Source organism: Arthrobacter sp. MP_M4 (genome assembly GCF_035984855.1).
In the GTDB taxonomy this organism is placed as follows: Bacteria; Actinomycetota; Actinomycetes; order Actinomycetales; family Micrococcaceae; genus Arthrobacter.
The window spans coordinates 94445-110399 of record NZ_JAXCHX010000005.1 but is presented as its reverse complement, the minus strand read 5'-3'; the positions used below and the strand labels follow the sequence as shown (position 1 = coordinate 110399).

Here is a 15955-nt window from a genome sequence, read left to right as displayed (position 1 = left end):
GACTCTCATGGCGATCATTCATCAAGCACAGCTGCACCCCACGAAGATGGAACTCCTCGAACGGTGGCTGCCGCTCCAGTCCTGGTATGCAGGCGGCTCGGCCGCCCTGAGCAAGGTGGGCTCGTTCCGCTTTGATGATCCATCCGGTGAAGTGGGGATCGAAACGATGCTCACCGCCGTTGACGGGGCCGTCTTTCAAGTCCCGCTGACCTACCGGGGCGCACCCCTGCCGGACGCGGAGTCGTCCCTCATCGGAACCATGCAGCACTCGGTCCTCGGCGAGCGGTGGGTTTACGACGCGTGCGGGGATCCGAGCTATGCCGCGGCAATCGCCGCGGCCATCCTGGCGGGCGCGCCGCAGGCTGAACAGTACCTCGACGTCGAAGGAAGGCTTGAGGCGCTGCCCCAGTCCGTGATTGTGCACAGCACCGGACAACCCGGATCGGTGCCTCCGGTCGTTGGCCTGGTTACGGCACGGGACACGGATGTGGGAACCGTCGTCCGGGCCGGGGAACTGGAGTTGCTGATCAGCCGGCGGCTCCAGCTAGAGGACGGGCAGGCCGTTACTCACGCCCTCGCCGGCACCTGGGCGGGCCAGGATGCGCCCGTGACCCTCGCGGCTGTCACCTGGCGCTGACGGGGCGGGCGCCACGCGGGTGGCCGGCCGGGGCGTCAGGCTCCGGCCAGTACAGAGGTTCTAGAGCCCGGAACCGGTGCGGGCCAGGACGTGGCCCCGGGCTCCGCTGAGCCGGAACCAGCGTCCGGACCGGTAGAGCTGTTGGTCACCGTCGGCCAGGAAGCCCAGAGTCAAGGCCGCGAAAGCAGCCCCCAGCGGGAGCCCGCCGCTGCCCGGCAGCTCTCTCCCCCACACGGTGGCACGGGCGTTGTTGACGATCAAGGCGCCGGGCTTGGCCGGGATGATGGCGGCGATCTCGGTGATGCCGGCCTCCGCGGACCGTCGCAGGGCGGAATCGGGCAGCGTGGCCACGGCTTCCCACCCCGTACGGGGTGCGCCCACGCCGGCCCACGATTCCGTAAGCGTCACCGGCGGCAGCGGCAGTTCGACGTCGTCGCCGCCGGCGCGTGCCAGCCTGTCCAGCACCGCCGAAATCGGAACTGTAACGTCCGTGTCGGCTGGCTGTGCCAGGGCCATGGTCCGCAGTCCGAGGATTGTCGGCGTCGACTCCCCCAAAAGCCGTGGCCGGAGCACGCACACGTATGCGGCGAGCACCTGCCCTGACGCCTGAAGCCGGATGGCGCCGTCGTCGATCGACTTGGCGCGGGTGGCGAAGGTGCGCAGATCTGCGAGGTCGCGGGGATCGGTGAACTGCAGGGGCTGGGTGAGGAGGTCAGACACAATCCCGACTCTACCGGCTGTGCCTCTTTGGGGTGGTGCCGGAGGGACGTCTAGAGTCGAACCATGACTGAAGCCGAAGCCGGATTGCAGGGCCCGCCCACCCAGGACCCCACCTCCTCGCTCCTCCAACTGCTCAACCTCGGCGAGCTTGAGGGTGCCCGGACGGATGAGGACATCTTCATGGGGCCTTCACAGCAGCAGCCCCGGCACCGCGTGTTCGGCGGGCAGGTGCTCGCCCAGTCCCTGATTGCGGGGAGCCGGACGGTACCCGAGGGCCGCGGCGTGCACTCCATGCACGGATACTTCCTGCGCCCGGGCGATGCCAACAAGCCGATCACCTTCGGCGTCCAGCGGTTGCGGGACGGCCGCTCGTTCTCCGCCCGCCGGGTCCACGCGTATCAGGAGGGCATGCCCATTCTGTCCATGATTGCCTCGTTCCAGGACGAGGACGAGGGGATCGAGCACCAGTCCCAGATGCCCTCCGGGATTCCGGACCCCGAGTCGCTGCCCAGCACGGCCGATCTGCTGGGCAAGTTCGATCATCCGGTGGCGCGGCACTGGGCCTATGAGCGGCCCTTCGACATCCGGCACGTCGACCCGGCGTTGTACGTCTCGGCCAAGGGCGAAAAGGAACCGCGCAACGCCGTGTGGATGAAGACGTTCGGACCGATGCCCAGCGATCCGGAACTGCACCGCGCCGCCCTGGCGTACGCGAGCGACTACACCCTGCTGGAATCCATCCTGCGCAAGCACGGGATGAGCTGGATTACCCCGGGCATGTCCGTGGCCAGCTTGGACCACGCCATGTGGTGGCACCGTCCCGTCCGCGTGGATGAGTGGCTGCTATACGTTCAGGAGTCCCCCAGCGCCCAGAGCGCCAGGGGCCTGGCCACCGGCAAGATCTTCAGCCGCGACGGCCGGCATGTGGCCACAGTAGCGCAGGAGGGCATGATCCGGGTCCCCTCAGACCTCAAAAGCAAGGTCAAAGGCGCGGTCCAGACCAAGGTCCTGGAGCACCAGATGCGCAAGGCCGACCGCGGCTGAACCGCGGCATGATAGAGGCCGGCGCCCTTGCAGGGTGCCGGCCTCTTCTGTCCCCGCTGCGTTCGGCATGGCGCTGATCCACGCCGCGGGCTGCGGGATTAGTCGCGGGTGAGGCGGCGGTGGGTCACCCGGTGCGGCTTGGCTGCATCCGGGCCGAGGCGCTCCATCTTGTTCTCCTCGTAGGATTCGAAGTTGCCCTCGAACCAGTACCACTTGGAGGGGTTCTCCTCGTCACCTTCGTAGGCGAGGATGTGAGTCGCCACCCGGTCCAGGAACCACCGGTCGTGCGAGACCACGACAGCACAGCCCGGGAATTCGAGCAGGGCATTTTCGAGGCTGCTGAGCGTCTCGACGTCGAGGTCGTTTGTGGGCTCATCCAGGAGCAGCAGGTTGCCGCCCTGTTTGAGGGTCAGCGCCAGGTTCAGGCGGTTGCGCTCACCACCGGAGAGCACTCCGGCCTTCTTCTGCTGGTCCGGGCCCTTAAACCCGAAGGCGGCCACGTAGGCGCGGGACGGCATCTCGACCTGGCCGACCTGGATGTAGTCGAGACCGTCGGAGACAACTTCCCACAGGGTCTTGTTCGGGTCGATGCCGCCGCGGCTCTGGTCCGCATAGGAAATCTTCACGGAGTCACCGATTTTCAGTTCGCCGCCGTCGAGGGGCTCAAGCCCCACGATGGTCTTGAACAGGGTGGTCTTGCCAACACCGTTGGGGCCGATGACACCGACGATGCCATTGCGCGGGAGGGTGAAGGAAAGCCCGTCAATCAGGGTGCGGTCCTCGAAGCCCTTCTGCAGGTTTTTGGCTTCCAGGACCAACCCGCCCAGGCGCGGTCCCGGCGGAATCTGGATCTCTTCGAAGTCCAGCTTGCGGGTGCGGTCCGCCTCGGCGGCCATTTCCTCGTACCGCGCGAGGCGGGCCTTGGACTTGGTCTGGCGGCCCTTGGCGTTGGAGCGGACCCATTCGAGTTCCTCGGTGAGGCGCTTGGCCTGCTTCGCGTCCTTCTTGCCTTGGACTTCGAGGCGGGCGCGCTTCTTTTCGAGGTACGTGGAGTAGTTGCCCTCGTACGGGTAGAGGTGGCCGCGGTCCACTTCGGCGATCCACTCAGCCACATGGTCCAGGAAGTACCGGTCGTGGGTGACGGCAAGGACGGCGCCGGGGTAGCTGGAGAGGTGCTGTTCGAGCCAGAGCACGCTCTCGGCGTCGAGGTGGTTGGTGGGCTCATCGAGGAGCAGCAGGTCCGGCTTTTGAAGCAAAAGCTTGCAGAGAGCAACACGGCGGCGCTCACCACCGGAGAGCAGGGTGACGTCGGCTTCCGGCGGCGGGCAGCGGAGCGCGTCCATGGCCTGCTCCAGCTGGGAATCGAGGTCCCAGGCATCGGCGGCGTCGATCGCTTCCTGCAGTTGGCCCATTTCCTCCAGGAGGACATCGTAGTCGGCGTCAGGGCTAGCCATCTCTTCGGAGATGTCGTTGAAGCGCTGAATCTTGCCAATGATCTCTCCGACGCCTTCCTGGACATTGCCCAGGACGGTTTTGTCCTCGTTCAGCGGCGGCTCCTGCAACAGGATTCCCACCGTGTACCCCGGGCTCAGCCGGGCCTCGCCGTTGGAGGGCGTATCCAGCCCAGCCATGATCTTGAGAATGGTGGACTTACCGGCACCATTCGGACCGACAACGCCAATCTTGGCCCCCGGGAAGAAGGACATGCTCACATCGTCGAGGATAAGTTTTTCGCCAACGGCCTTGCGGGCCTTGGTCATTGTGTAGATAAATTCCGCCATACCTACAAATCTAGTGGTTCCGCCGGGATAACTCACATTCCGGCCGCCCCGAAAGTACCGGCGGGCCGCGGGAGAGTCCCGGGGGACGCCCCGAAAGCACCGGCGGGCCGCGGGAAAGTCCCGGGCCGGGTTCCACCTTGCCCCCGGCAGTCTCGGAACGGGAGTATCTGGCGGGGACCGCGCAAGAATCAACCCGGCGGCAAGCCCCCCTCGTCCGCTCCAAGTCGAAGCGCCGGGTTGTTGACCGCACCCATCCCCCCTGCGACTGCCGGGGACCCTCAGGCGGCAGCTCCTTTCAGCTCGCCGGTTTGCTCATCCAGCTCCGATTCCTCCCCCGTGACTTCGTCGACGAAGACGGACGGGGCGGCGGGGCCGTCTTCTTGATTACCTTCCTGATGCTGGTCGTACTCGTCACCGTGGTGGTCCTGGTCATGCTCTGTCCGCTCCAGGTCGGCGCCCTCAGTAACGAAAGGCGACGGTCCTGCAGCTGATTGCGGACCATGGGTGGCGGTCCGGATGTAGTTTGCCGACCCGAACATGAGGTCGTGGCCGACGGCCTCAGCGTCGATCTCTGCCCGGTGATAAATCCGCCCGGCATTCTCCCAGCTCCGCATTTTGAGCTTCCCCACGACGATGACCCGCTGGCCCTTCTTGATGCTGCAGCCCAGGTTTCCTGCCAGCTGCCGGTAGCCCTGAACAGTGAACCAGTTGGTGTTCACATCCACCCAGGCGTTCGCAGCCCGGTCGTAACGGCGGGTGGTCGAGCCGATACGGAATGACGCGGTCGCCACCCCACCCGGCGTTGTCGAACTCGTGATCTCCGTGACGACGAAGCCACGGACAGTGATGTTGTCGCTCATTCTCATGTCCTGTCTCGAATTGTGTGCCTTAGCAGGCTCCTTCAGCTTCGCGCCGGCCCGTGCCCAGCGCGAGGGTCCGGGTCGGCCATGTGGAAAACGCGGCGGCCTGGCCCACGAAGAAGACACGTAGTGGCAGCAATTCAGCAGGAATGCGACGCCGACGCCGCGCGCCAGTTCACCTGACCGCTGATCAGGGGCCCCGCAGCGGCCACCTGCGGCGAATCGGCGTGGACTCGTCCAACAGGCAAATACCCGCACCCGCGAGTGTTCCTGACAACCGGGCCGCGCCCGGCACGGTAAACTCTTGGAGGCGTCCTCCGGCAACGGCCAGGCAGGATCGCCGACGTGCCCCAGTAGCTCAGGGGATAGAGCAGCGGCCTTCTAATCCGCCGGTCGGGGGTTCGATTCCCTCCTGGGGCACCAAGATGCGGCTCTGGCGTGTCGGAATTTCCGCAGGCCAGAGCCGCTGCATTGGGCCGGGTGTAAGCGGAAGCGCCGGTCAATGGAGCAGCTTCGTAAGAACAAACGCCGCTCCCTCAGGCCCCCGACGATATTTTGCGTCGCGGCCCCCGGCGGGCCATCAGCACCCTTAGTATTGATTCACAGGCAGCACGCCAGGGAACGCCTGTGCGCCCTGCCCGCAACCGAAAGGTATGGCCGCCATGACCCAAACACCCCGCGGATTCGATCCCCAGGATCCCAACGACGCCTCCCGCGCCCAGTACCCGGACCAGGCCGCCGCCCCTTCCGTGTACACCGAGCCGGGCTACCCGACCGGGACAGGAGTCCCCGTCGGCGGGACCGATCTTGTGACCGGTGCCCCCGACAATGCAACGCAGGCGCCTCCCGTGGAGACTCCCCCGGCAGGACAGTCCACATCGCCGGCCCCAGAACCGCGCCGGGTCACCCGCGCCGGCATGGTCTGGGCCGCGGTCGCCTGTGCACTGGTGGTCCTGATTCTGCTCATTGCTTTCATTCTGCAGAACCAGGAATACGTGCAAGTGAAGTTCTTTGGTCTCGAGGGCTCCGTGCCGCTCGGTATCGCACTGTTCATCGCGGCGGTAGGCGGCGGCGTGCTCGTTGCCATTGCAGGAGCAGCCCGCATTATTCAGTTGCGGGTCACCGCACACCGCCTGCGCTCCGCCCGGTAAACAGGCGCCGGAACCTTGCCCGCCGCCGGGCCGGTCCTCATGGCAGCGTCAGGATCAGCGGGCCGTCCTTCGTGATGGCCACGGTGTGTTCGCTGTGGGCGGCGCGGCGGCCGTTGGATGAGCGCAGCGTCCATTCATCGCCGTCGTGGATGTACTCGTCCGTGCCGCCCAGGATGAGCATCGGCTCGATCGCGATGACCAGGCCCTCGGTCAGCTTGATGCCGCGGCCGGGCCGGCCGTCATTGGGAACATGCGGTTCGGCGTGCATCGTCTTTCCGATGCCGTGACCTCCGTGGTCGGCCAGCAGTCCGTAACCTGCGCGGCGTGCTGCCCCACCGATGGCGTAACCCAGGTCCCCCATCTTGTTGCCGATCCGGGCCGCCTCGATGCCGCGGGCCAAGGCGGCATCGGTCGCGTCGATCAGGGCCTGGTCGTCTGAGTCGGCCGTGCCGACAATGAAGCTGACGGCTGCGTCGCCGCACCAGCCGTCAAGGAACGCGCCACAGTCCACGCTCAGCAGGTCACCGTCCCGGAGCTGGTAATCATTGGGGATTCCATGCACCACGGCGTCGTTCACCGACGTGCAGATAACCCCGGGAAACGGCACCGACGCCCACCTGGGCCGGTAGTTCAAAAAAGCCGGCGTCGCTCCGGCACCGGCAATCGTCGCAGCGGCCAGCTCGTCAAGTTCTTTGAGGGAAACCCCGACGGCGGCAGCCTCCTTAACGCGTTCAAGCGTATTGGCCACCACCCGGCCTGCCTCGCGCATCAGGACAATTTCGGCTTGGCTCTTAATCATCGACATGCTTTCAACTCTAAGGGCCCGCCGGAGCATGGCTAGAGTGGCCTCATGTCCCCCCTGGAACTCGTCGGCGCCATACGATCCCTGCTGCAGGCCGCCGCCGACCCCGCCCGGGCGGCAGGAGCACAGGCTTATCTGAAGTCCGCACTGCCGTGCCTGGGGGTGCAGGTTCCGGAGGTCCGGCGAATGGTGAAGACCGCCGTCAAAGAACGGCCGCCGGGATCTCTCGAGGACTTGGAGTCCGCCGTGTTGGAGTTGTGGCGGGACGCCCGCTGGCGGGAAGAACGCTACGCCGCCATCGACTTGACGGGGCTGAAGCTCGCCGCGGGTGAGATGGGCATGCTCCCGCTGTATGAAGAAATCATTCGCAGCGGCGCCTGGTGGGATCTCGTGGACGGAGTCTCGCACCGGCTGTGCAACTTGCTGCACGCCCACCGGGAGGACATGTCCGCCGTACTGCTCCGGTGGAGCACGGACCGCGACTTGTGGATCCGGCGGGCCGCCATCACGGCCCAGCTGGGAGCCAAAACGGCGACCGATCCGACGTTGCTCGCGGCCGTTATCGAACCCAACCTCGCAGACCGCGAGTTCTTCATCCGGAAGGCGATCGGCTGGGCGCTGCGTGATTACGCCGCGACCAATCCTGCCTGGGTCAAGGATTTCGCAGCACGGCACGCGGACACGCTGAGCCCGCTTTCACGCCGGGAGGCCTTGCGGAGGCTCAAATGACCGGGCGGGTGGTGATCGGCTCCTCGGACTTGCTGAAGAGCATCTTGGTTTTGGGATCGAGGAAGATCAGGTAGAGGGCGAAGAGCAAAGCAATAATCGCTGCGGCGTTGCGGGCCAGGGCAAGTGCCAGGCCGAGATCCGCGGTCTGCAGGTAGGGGAAGACTTCCAGCTGGTCGGAGATCGCGTAGACCATGAAGAACGACACGATGAAGTAGAGAGCCTTGACCTGCCAGTCGTCCCGGATGCCGGTGACGGCGAAGAGCGGAATGAGCCAGACGACGTACCAGGACTGAATCATGGGGGCGAGCACCACAACGGCAGCGAACGCCAGCGTGAGCCGGCGTATCAGCCGGTCGTAGTCGCCGCGGAAGATCTGCCAGCCGATGATGCCCAGCGCCAGCAGCTTGCCGGCGTCGTACACCCACTTGGCCAGACCCCACCCGTCCAGCCCGAAAGCGTTGAAGATCGAGGCGACAACCAGGCCCAGCAGCCCGACGGGCGCGTACCAGATCCAGATGCTTCCCGGTGCGGAGAGCCCGTTGATCCAGCCGAAGCCGAAGCCGTTGACCAAGCTCATGGCGTACAACATCGCCAGGCTGAAGCCGGCGGTCAGTCCCCAGAAGACGAACTTCCGCGGCCAGCTGGCTCCCTTTCCGGCCCACAACAGGCCGATGAAGGGCAGAAAGACGATGGTGATGGGCTTGACGGAGATCGACAGGGTTACCAGGACCAGGCCACGAATGACGCGCCGGGTGGCGCAGTAGTACAACCCTGCCAGTGCCAGGCCAATCATGAGGGCGTCGTTATGGACACTCGCGATGAAGTTGGTGAGGAAGAGCGGGTTCGCGGCCGTCAGCCACAAGGCGCGGTGCGGGTTGACGCCGTGGAGCTCCGCGAGCTTGGGCACGTAGATGATGCACAACACGATCCCCACCAGCGCGGCCAGCCGGAAGAGCATAATGCTCGCTTCGGGGTGCACGTTGGTGGACCAGACGACGAACTGCTCAATCCAGAGGAAGAGCTGGCCGTACGGAACCGGCGCCTCGGTCCACATCTTGTCGGCACCGAGCTGGAAATAGTTCGAGAGCGCGGAAATCCCGTTCTCGTACGGATTGAATCCTTCCACCATCAGCCGGCCTTGCCCGATGTAGGCGTACACATCACGGCTGAACAGCGGAACGGAAAACATCAGGGGCAGCCCCCACAGGACCACGGCCTGCAGTGTTGCCTTGCGGGCCTCAGCACCCCAGACCCGCACGCGCTGTCCGAGCCTGAGCCAGGCGCGGACAAGGAGCATCCCGCCCACGGCGAGCAACACAATGCACAATCCGACGCCGACGGCTTCCGTCCGCATCCAGATAAACAGCGGAACGCGGCGGAGCTCGGACGCGGGCGCAAGCCAGCCGACCCCCAGCGAACCGATCGCCATGAAGAGGGAACCAACGAATCCTGCCAGCAGGGGCGACCGGGCGTTATCCACCTCGGCAACGGCAGCCGACGGGAGCGTGCCGGCAGCCGTCTTCCCCGCTGCGGGCACAGGCGCCGTCATCTCAGGATCGTCCAATCTGTTGTGGGGCATTTTTCCACCCTCTGCCGGCCGTGCGACCCGGCCCGGGGCATGCCGCGACGGCGAAAAAATGTTGTCCGCCCGCGTACCCGAAATCCTAGCACCGGACCGCGCGGGGACGTCGGAACGGTAGGCTGGGCGCGTGCCTATATCTAATGAACGCATCGTCTGGATCGACTGTGAAATGACCGGCTTGGACACCACGCACGACGCCCTCATAGAGGTGGCCGCGCTGGTGACGGACTCGGAGCTTAATATCCTCGGCGACGGCGTCGACGTCGTCATCAAGCCCGACGACGCAGCCCTGGCGCAGATGAACGACTTTGTCCGCGACATGCACACCCGCTCCGGGCTGCTGGCCGAGCTTCCCGGCGGCAAGACCATGGCCGAGGCCCAGGCCGTCGTCCTGGACTACATCACGAAGTGGGTACCGGACCCCAAGAAAGCCCCGCTGGGCGGCAACTCGGTGGGGACGGACCGGGTGTTCCTGGTCCGTGACATGCCCGAACTGGTGGAGCACCTGCACTACCGGGTAATTGACGTCAGCACCATCAAGGAACTCTCCCGCCGCTGGTACGCCCGCGCCTACTTCCAGTCCCCCGCAAAGCTGGGCGGCCACCGGGCCCTGGGCGATATCCAGGATTCCATCGACGAGCTGCGCTACTACCGCGAAGCCGTTTTCGTTCCTGCACCGGGTCCGGACAGCGCCACGGCGCAGCGGATTGCCAAAAAAGTCATGGGAACCGCCGGGGACCCTGCCGCGGATTCCGTCAACGCCCCTGCCGGGACACCGGCAACCTAGGCCTGCGGACGTAATCTGCGCCACCTTTTCGGGGAAATTTTGTTAAAACTCCGGAAAGTGGCAAAAGCAGCCCCGATCAGCAGGTAAGCTATTTGTCGTTGCCTTTTCAGCCAGCCGGTTCGCCGGAAGGCTTGTCGGGGCACATGGTGGGCGTAGCTCAGTTGGCAGAGCGCCTGGTTGTGGTCCAGGAGGTCGCGGGTTCAACCCCCGTCGCTCACCCTCATGAAGGACGGCAGTGATTGTCCGACCTTAGACGAAGGCCGTACCGGATATCCGGTGCGGCCTTTGTTGTCTGTCCATGGAACCGTGACCGGAAGGAACCGCAATGAAGCGCACGCTCTTTGAAGAAGACCACGAGATGTTCCGTGAAATGGCCGCAGAATTCAACACCCGCGCCGTGGCACCGCATTACGCCCAGTGGGACAAGGACCACATGATGTCCCGCGGCCTGTGGACGGCAGCCGGCGAGCAGGGCCTGCTGGGCCTTGCCGTGCCGGAGGAATTCGGCGGTATGGGCATGGATGACTACCGCTTCCGCGCCGTCCTGGACGAGGAGTTCGCCCGCAGCAACCACCTCGCCGTCGGGCTGGCGTTCCACCTCCACGACGACATGGTCCTCCCCCACCTGCTGGCCTACGGCTCCGATGACCTCAAGAGCCGCTGGCTTCCCGGCATGGTGACCGGTGAGACCGTCACATCGGTGGCGTGGACCGAGCCGGGCGCCGGGTCGGACCTGCGCGGCGTCCGCACCAAAGCCGTGCGCGACGGCGACGACTGGCTGATCAGCGGACAAAAGACGTTCATCGGCAACGGCATCTCCGGCGACGCGTCCCTGGTCCTTGCCCGCACCGACGGCGGCACCGGCCGCGGCAACGCCAACTCGTTCTCCTTGTTCATGGTCCGCAAGGGTGAGGGCTACACCACGGGCAAGCAGCTGGACAAGATGGGCTTGAAGGCCTCGGACACCGCGGAGCTGTTCTTCGACAACGTCCGGGTCCCGCATGCCGACCTCGTCGGCGAGGAGGGCAAGGGTCTGCAGTACTGCGCTGAACAACTCCCGCAGGGCCGGCTCGCGATCGCCGTGGCGAGTTCCGCCGTCGTCCGCGCCATCTACGAGGCCACCGTCCGCTACACGAAAGACCGGAACGCCTTCGGCGAACGGATCATCGATTTCCAGAACAGCCGCTTCGAACTGGCCAACATCCTCACCGAGGTGGAAGTCACCGAAACGTACGTGGACCGGGCAATCCAGGCGTTCAACGCCGGAGAGCTCGACGCCGCCGCCGCGGCCCGCGCGAAATTGTGGGCGTCCGAGCGGGCCAAATCGGTCACCGACCGGTGTCTGCAGCTGCACGGCGGCTACGGCTACATCCTGGAATACCCGGTGGCGCAGGCGTTCCTGGCGGCCAGACTGCTGACTATTTTCGGCGGCACCAACGAAATCATGCGCGACGTCGTCGGCCGCACCATCGCCGGCTGACTGTTCGTCCACCAGCACCCACAGCACCCACAGCACCAGAGGGATTTTCCTGACATGACCGTTCTGCCCATCACGATCTGGGGCGAGCCCGTTCTTCACCGCCGGGCCGCTGAGGTTGAAGTCTTCGACGACGAACTCCGGACGCTCATCGCCGACATGTTCGAGACCAACGACGCCGCCAACGGCGTCGGCCTCGCCGCCCCCCAGGTCGGGGTCGGCAAACGGCTCTTCATCTACAAATATGACAACGACGACGGCGCGCCGCCGTCCGGCGTCGTCGTCAACCCGGTGCTGACGCTCTCCAAAATCTCCGGAGCGCTGCCGGATCCGGACGAGGAAGAGGAAGGCTGCCTGTCCTTCCCCGGCGGGCAATACCCGCTCAAACGCGCGGACTGGGCGCGGGTGCAGGGGTTCGACGGCGACGGAAATCCCGTGGATTTCGAGGCGAGCGAGTGGTTCGCCCGCGTGATCCAGCACGAATACGACCACCTCAACGGCAAGCTCTACGTCAACCGGCTGATCGAACGCTACGCCCGCAGGGCCATGAAGCAGGCCAAGAAGAGCGGGTGGGGCGTCCCCGGGCTGACCTGGATGCCGGGCGTGGACCCGGACCCCTTCGGGCACTAGCGCCCTGGCCCACAGCTTCCAGGGCCCGCGGCTCACCGATTCCGGTCGACGGCCGCCAGGATGGCCTGCCCCAGTTCCGCCGGCTTGGTGAACTGCGGCCAGTGTCCGGTAGGAAGATCCACAAACTCCGCGTCGCGGATCCTGCCAAGTTCGGCAACGTACGGATGGCCCGCGGCGATCATCTCGATAAACATCGACGAGGGGAACTCGCAGGCGATGACAGTGGCAGGGACCTCAAAGCGGCGCTCGTTGGAGAGCCGCTGCTGGTCCTGGGCCACGCCTTTGGGCTGCGGGACGGCCCGGGCCCGGAACATGGCCCGCAGCCCGTCGTCGAGGTCGGTGAGGTCTGCATCCTCGAACAGTTCCCACGGCGGAAGCGGCACGTCGTCGCCGTCGTCCGGCAGGTCATCGTTGATGACCCCGCCGTCGCCAAGCGGGCCGCTGTCAACGTAGATAGCTCTGGCCACGCGGTCGGGCCGGGCGTCCACGGCGCCGTGAATGATGGCGCCGCCGCCCGAGTGGCCCACCAGCACCACCGGGTGAGAGAAGGTGTCGATGGTCGCGACGAGTGCGTCGATGTGTGTCCGCAGTCCGATGCCGGCCCGGGACGCGCTGACCGATTCCAGCCCGGGCATCGTGAGGGGGTGCACCGCATGTCCGGCCGCAACCAGCACCGGGGTCACCTCCTCCCACGACGAGGCGTCCAACCAGAATCCGGGTACCAGGATGATGTCCATGCCGGTACCCTACCTGCCAGGAACGGCCGGCGGCACCGGGCCGGCGAATTTCCGCCCTGTGGGCTAAGCCTTGCCGGACTTTTTCACCATGGCAGCGTGGTCCGGAACGTAGCGGAAGAGATCGCGGGGCGGGCGGGTGTAGTTGATTGCCTTGGGACGTTCCGGCAGGGTCACCGGCTCTCTCCGCACTTCGGTGTAGTCGATGCTGGAGAGCAGATGGGCAATCATGTTGATCCGCGCCCGGCGTTTGTCCTCGGCCTCCACCACATACCAGGGCGATTCTGCGGTGTCGGTCTGCATGAACATGTCGTCTTTGGCCCGGGAGAAGTCTTCCCACCGGAGGATCGCTTCACGGTCCATCGGCGAGAGTTTCCATTGCCGCATCGGATCATCGAGCCGGGACTTGAACCGCCGTTCCTGTTCCGCGTGGCTGATGGAAAACCAGTATTTGAACATCAGGATGCCGTCCTGCACCAGCAGGCGTTCAAAGACCGGGCACTGGGCCATGAAGCGCTTGTGTTCGGCAGGTGTGCAAAAACCCATGACGTGTTCGACGCCGGCACGGTTGTACCAGGAGCGGTCCATGAGCACAATTTCTCCCGCGGCCGGAAGTTGTTCCACGTAGCGCTGGAAATACCACTCGCCGCGCTGCCGGTCGGTCGGGGCCGGCAATGCGACGATCCGGGCGGCGCGGGGGTTCAGGTATTCGGTGACGCGTTTGATTGCGCTCCCTTTGCCGGCGGCGTCCCGGCCCTCAAAGATCACCAGGACACGGGCCCCTGTGCTGCGGACCCATTCCTGCAGCGCCACGAGCTCGGCCTGTAGCCGGAACAATTCGGCCTCGTAGAGGCCAAGGTTCATCCGCTTCGGCCGTTTCGGGCCGCCCTTGCCGGCGCTCTTTTTGCCGGAGCCACCTTTGCCGGAGCCACCTTTGCCTGCGCTACCTGTACTGGCGCCATCCTTGCCCGCGCTGCCCTTGCCGTTTGCCATGGTGCCCGTTCCACTCATTGCGGCGGCTGTCCTGCCGCCTCCGCTGCCGCTTATGCTGCCGCGCCCATTCTCGCGGAGCGGATGATTGCCCACAAGAGGGCGTCACACGGGAAACCCGGCAGCGCCGTGCTCCTATGCTTGGGCCATGGAAGCTCCCAGACCGACGGCAATGCAGCCCATCCTCACGCTCACCGTGAATCCCGCACTGGATATCAGCACGGCCACGGAGCAGGTCACCAGTGGCCATAAGCTGCGCTGCGGCGCCAGCCGCCTCGACCCGGGTGGCGGCGGCGTGAACGTGTCCCGGGTGGTGCAGCGCCTCGGCGGCCGGACTCTGGCCATCTACACCGCCGGCGGGCCCACCGGGGAGGCGTACCGCCGGCTGATTGAAGCCGAACGCGTGCCCACCCTCGCTGTGCCGATCCAGGGAAGCACCCGCCAGGACTTCACCGTCGATGAGACGGACACCGGTAAGCAGTTCCGCTTTGTGCTCCGGGGCCCGGAACTGAGCGAGCCCGAGTGGCGGTTGTGCCTGGCCCTCGTGGCGGATTCCATTCCGGAAGGCGGGTACGTCGTGGCCAGCGGAAGCCTCCCGCCGGGCGTCCCGGATGATTTTTACGCCCGGGTAGCGCGGTTGGCCCGGCTTTCCGGTGCACGCTGCATCGTGGACGCCTCCGGCCCCGCGTTGGACGAGGCCCTCACCGAGGGGGTGTTCCTGGTGAAGCCGAGCAACCGGGAGCTGGGCCTGCACTTCGGCACCACCCTGGCGAGCGATGAAAGCCAGGTGGAGGCGGCCGCGGCGTTGGTTGCGGACGGTTCTGCGGAACACGTCGCCCTGACCCTGGGTGGCGAGGGCGCCGTACTCGCCTCCTCTTCCGGGATTCTGCGGCTTGCCGTGCCGCAGGTGAAGGTCACCAGCACTGTCGGGGCCGGCGACAGTTTCCTGGCGGCGTTTGTTCTTAGGCTGGCCCAGGGCCGGAGCCTGGCGCAGGCGCTCCGGGCGGCCGTCGCCGCGGGAAGCGCCACGGTGACGACATCCGCCACCGAACTCTGCCACCGCGCGGACGTCGAACGGCTGGAAGCGGAGCTGAACGCCCGGGCTTAGCCGGGCACCGCAACCACCGTTTGCTGTCCGGGGCAGGAGTCCAGGATCCGCTTCATGGCATCCTTTTCCGCGGGCGTGACCCACAACAAGTAGGCGGCCTTCACCGAGATCTGCCGGGCGACGTAGTGGCAGCGGAAGGCCTTGTTCGGCGGCAGCCAGGTGGCGGCGTCGGACGCGCTCTTATCCTGGTTGGCCGGACCGTCGACGGCGAGAAGGTTCAGCGGATCGTTGGCCAGATGCTCGCGTTGTTCAGCGGTTAAGCGCTGGGCACCCTTCTGCCACGCGTCCCCCAGGGCCACCACATGATCGATCTGGACGTCTTTGCTGCTGGCGGCTCCCCTGCGGAAGATGGTTTCGCGGCCCGTGTATGGTTCCCGGAAAGCCCCGGAGGCCACCTGGCAGCGGGACTCCTTGGTGAATTGGGCGCCCGCAAGGTCGCGGCGGAGGATGTCATTGCGGGTGTCGCAGCCGTTCCGGTCGGCATCCAGCCAGGCCTGGCCGAAGGCGCTGCGGTCGTAATTGTCCAGGGCCGCCCGGCCCTGCACCGCCAGCGTGTCCAGCACCGCCTCAGCGGGCCCAACCGGAACGGGCCGCACGGGGACGACGGCGTGCATCCAGCCGGTGGCCAGCACCGGCGCCTCGCGGGGGCCGTCCGAGGGCTCGACGACGGCGAACTGGCCCACCGTGAAGAACCAGGCGAGCGCTCCAACAAGGGTGAGGGCCGCAGTGGCAAGCAATGCCCACGCCTGGCGGGACCGCCGTCGAGCCCGCCGGAACTCGGTCCAGGTGAGCGTCACCGGAATCCCCGGACACCCGGGCGGCGTCCGGATGGGCACCGGCCGGGCAGAATTCGTTCCACCTACCGAAGCCTAGGCCGGGCTTCCGGGGTTGCCGTCGTTCTCCACAGTGTGGAGGACAGGTGG

General features: G+C 66.0%; 16 protein-coding genes and 2 tRNA genes. 10 read left to right on the top strand and 8 right to left on the bottom strand.

What is annotated here, in order from left to right:
- Positions 1 to 7: 7 nt before the first annotated feature.
- On the top strand, positions 8 to 637 hold the full coding sequence (locus RCH15_RS06790; RefSeq protein ID WP_326959327.1) for a CG0192-related protein: 630 nt from the start codon (positions 8 to 10) through the stop codon (positions 635 to 637).
- Between the two features lie 60 nt (positions 638 to 697).
- Here the strand turns inward: RCH15_RS06790 and RCH15_RS06785 are convergent, their stop codons facing one another.
- Positions 698 to 1357, bottom strand: coding sequence for a hypothetical protein (locus RCH15_RS06785; protein WP_326959325.1), 660 nt, complete (start codon positions 1355 to 1357; stop codon positions 698 to 700).
- 63 nt (positions 1358 to 1420) lie between these two features.
- Here RCH15_RS06785 and RCH15_RS06780 point away from each other — a divergent pair, with 63 nt between their 5' ends.
- On the top strand, positions 1421 to 2401 hold the full coding sequence (locus RCH15_RS06780) for an acyl-CoA thioesterase (protein ID WP_326959323.1): 981 nt from the start codon (positions 1421 to 1423) through the stop codon (positions 2399 to 2401).
- Positions 2402 to 2499: 98 nt separating this feature from the next.
- Here the strand turns inward: RCH15_RS06780 and ettA are convergent, their stop codons facing one another.
- On the bottom strand, positions 2500 to 4182 hold the full coding sequence (gene ettA / locus RCH15_RS06775; RefSeq protein WP_326959321.1) for an energy-dependent translational throttle protein EttA: 1683 nt from the start codon (positions 4180 to 4182) through the stop codon (positions 2500 to 2502).
- A gap of 278 nt (positions 4183 to 4460) precedes the next feature.
- The gene (locus RCH15_RS06770; protein ID WP_326959319.1) at positions 4461 to 5042 is read right to left on the bottom strand and encodes a single-stranded DNA-binding protein; all 582 of its coding nucleotides are present in this window, start codon (positions 5040 to 5042) and stop codon (positions 4461 to 4463) included.
- A 347-nt stretch (positions 5043 to 5389) separates the two neighbouring features.
- On the opposite strand from RCH15_RS06770, the gene RCH15_RS06765 reads away from it, so the two are divergent.
- Positions 5390 to 5465: transfer RNA gene (locus tag RCH15_RS06765), tRNA-Arg, on the top strand.
- A gap of 239 nt (positions 5466 to 5704) precedes the next feature.
- Positions 5705 to 6193, top strand: coding sequence for a LapA family protein (locus tag RCH15_RS06760; RefSeq protein ID WP_326959317.1), 489 nt, complete (start codon positions 5705 to 5707; stop codon positions 6191 to 6193).
- 37 nt (positions 6194 to 6230) lie between these two features.
- Here the strand turns inward: RCH15_RS06760 and map are convergent, their stop codons facing one another.
- Positions 6231 to 6998 (bottom strand): type I methionyl aminopeptidase, encoded by a 768-nt coding sequence (gene map / locus RCH15_RS06755; RefSeq protein WP_326959315.1) that lies wholly within the window; start codon positions 6996 to 6998, stop codon positions 6231 to 6233.
- 45 nt (positions 6999 to 7043) lie between these two features.
- Between map and RCH15_RS06750 the strand changes: the two genes are divergently transcribed.
- Complete coding sequence (locus RCH15_RS06750; RefSeq protein ID WP_326959313.1) at positions 7044 to 7724, top strand: DNA alkylation repair protein; 681 nt, start codon at positions 7044 to 7046, stop codon at positions 7722 to 7724.
- On the opposite strand, the gene mptB is transcribed toward RCH15_RS06750, so the two are convergent.
- Entirely contained in the window at positions 7717 to 9273 is a 1557-nt protein-coding gene (gene mptB / locus RCH15_RS06745; RefSeq protein WP_326959443.1) for a polyprenol phosphomannose-dependent alpha 1,6 mannosyltransferase MptB, read from the bottom strand. The two genes, RCH15_RS06750 and mptB, sit on opposite strands and share 8 nt — an antisense overlap.
- A 202-nt stretch (positions 9274 to 9475) precedes the next feature.
- Between mptB and orn the strand changes: the two genes are divergently transcribed.
- From orn to def, 4 genes are all read left to right on the top strand, one after another.
- On the top strand, positions 9476 to 10093 hold the full coding sequence (gene orn / locus RCH15_RS06740; protein WP_442784507.1) for an oligoribonuclease: 618 nt from the start codon (positions 9476 to 9478) through the stop codon (positions 10091 to 10093).
- A 146-nt stretch (positions 10094 to 10239) separates the two neighbouring features.
- Positions 10240 to 10312: transfer RNA gene (locus RCH15_RS06735), tRNA-His, on the top strand.
- Positions 10313 to 10418: 106 nt separating this feature from the next.
- Positions 10419 to 11573 carry an acyl-CoA dehydrogenase family protein gene (locus RCH15_RS06730; RefSeq protein WP_326959309.1) on the top strand — a complete coding sequence of 385 codons (1155 nt, stop codon included), beginning with the start codon at positions 10419 to 10421 and terminating at the stop codon, positions 11571 to 11573.
- A gap of 54 nt (positions 11574 to 11627) precedes the next feature.
- Entirely contained in the window at positions 11628 to 12200 is a 573-nt protein-coding gene (def, locus tag RCH15_RS06725; protein ID WP_326959307.1) for a peptide deformylase, read from the top strand.
- Between the two features lie 32 nt (positions 12201 to 12232).
- On the opposite strand, the gene RCH15_RS06720 is transcribed toward def, so the two are convergent.
- A complete protein-coding gene (locus RCH15_RS06720) occupies positions 12233 to 12937 on the bottom strand; it encodes an alpha/beta fold hydrolase (protein ID WP_326959305.1) in 705 nt (234 codons plus the stop codon).
- Between the two features lie 63 nt (positions 12938 to 13000).
- Positions 13001 to 13798: a polyphosphate kinase 2 gene (gene ppk2 / locus RCH15_RS06715; protein WP_326959441.1), complete on the bottom strand. Its 798-nt coding sequence runs from the start codon at positions 13796 to 13798 to the stop codon at positions 13001 to 13003.
- 274 nt (positions 13799 to 14072) lie between these two features.
- Here ppk2 and RCH15_RS06710 point away from each other — a divergent pair, with 274 nt between their 5' ends.
- Positions 14073 to 15032, top strand: coding sequence for a 1-phosphofructokinase family hexose kinase (locus tag RCH15_RS06710; RefSeq protein ID WP_326959303.1), 960 nt, complete (start codon positions 14073 to 14075; stop codon positions 15030 to 15032).
- On the opposite strand, the gene RCH15_RS06705 is transcribed toward RCH15_RS06710, so the two are convergent.
- Complete coding sequence (locus RCH15_RS06705; protein WP_326959301.1) at positions 15029 to 15829, bottom strand: HNH endonuclease family protein; 801 nt, start codon at positions 15827 to 15829, stop codon at positions 15029 to 15031. The genes RCH15_RS06710 and RCH15_RS06705 overlap by 4 nt on opposite strands.
- Positions 15830 to 15955: the final 126 nt, after the last annotated feature.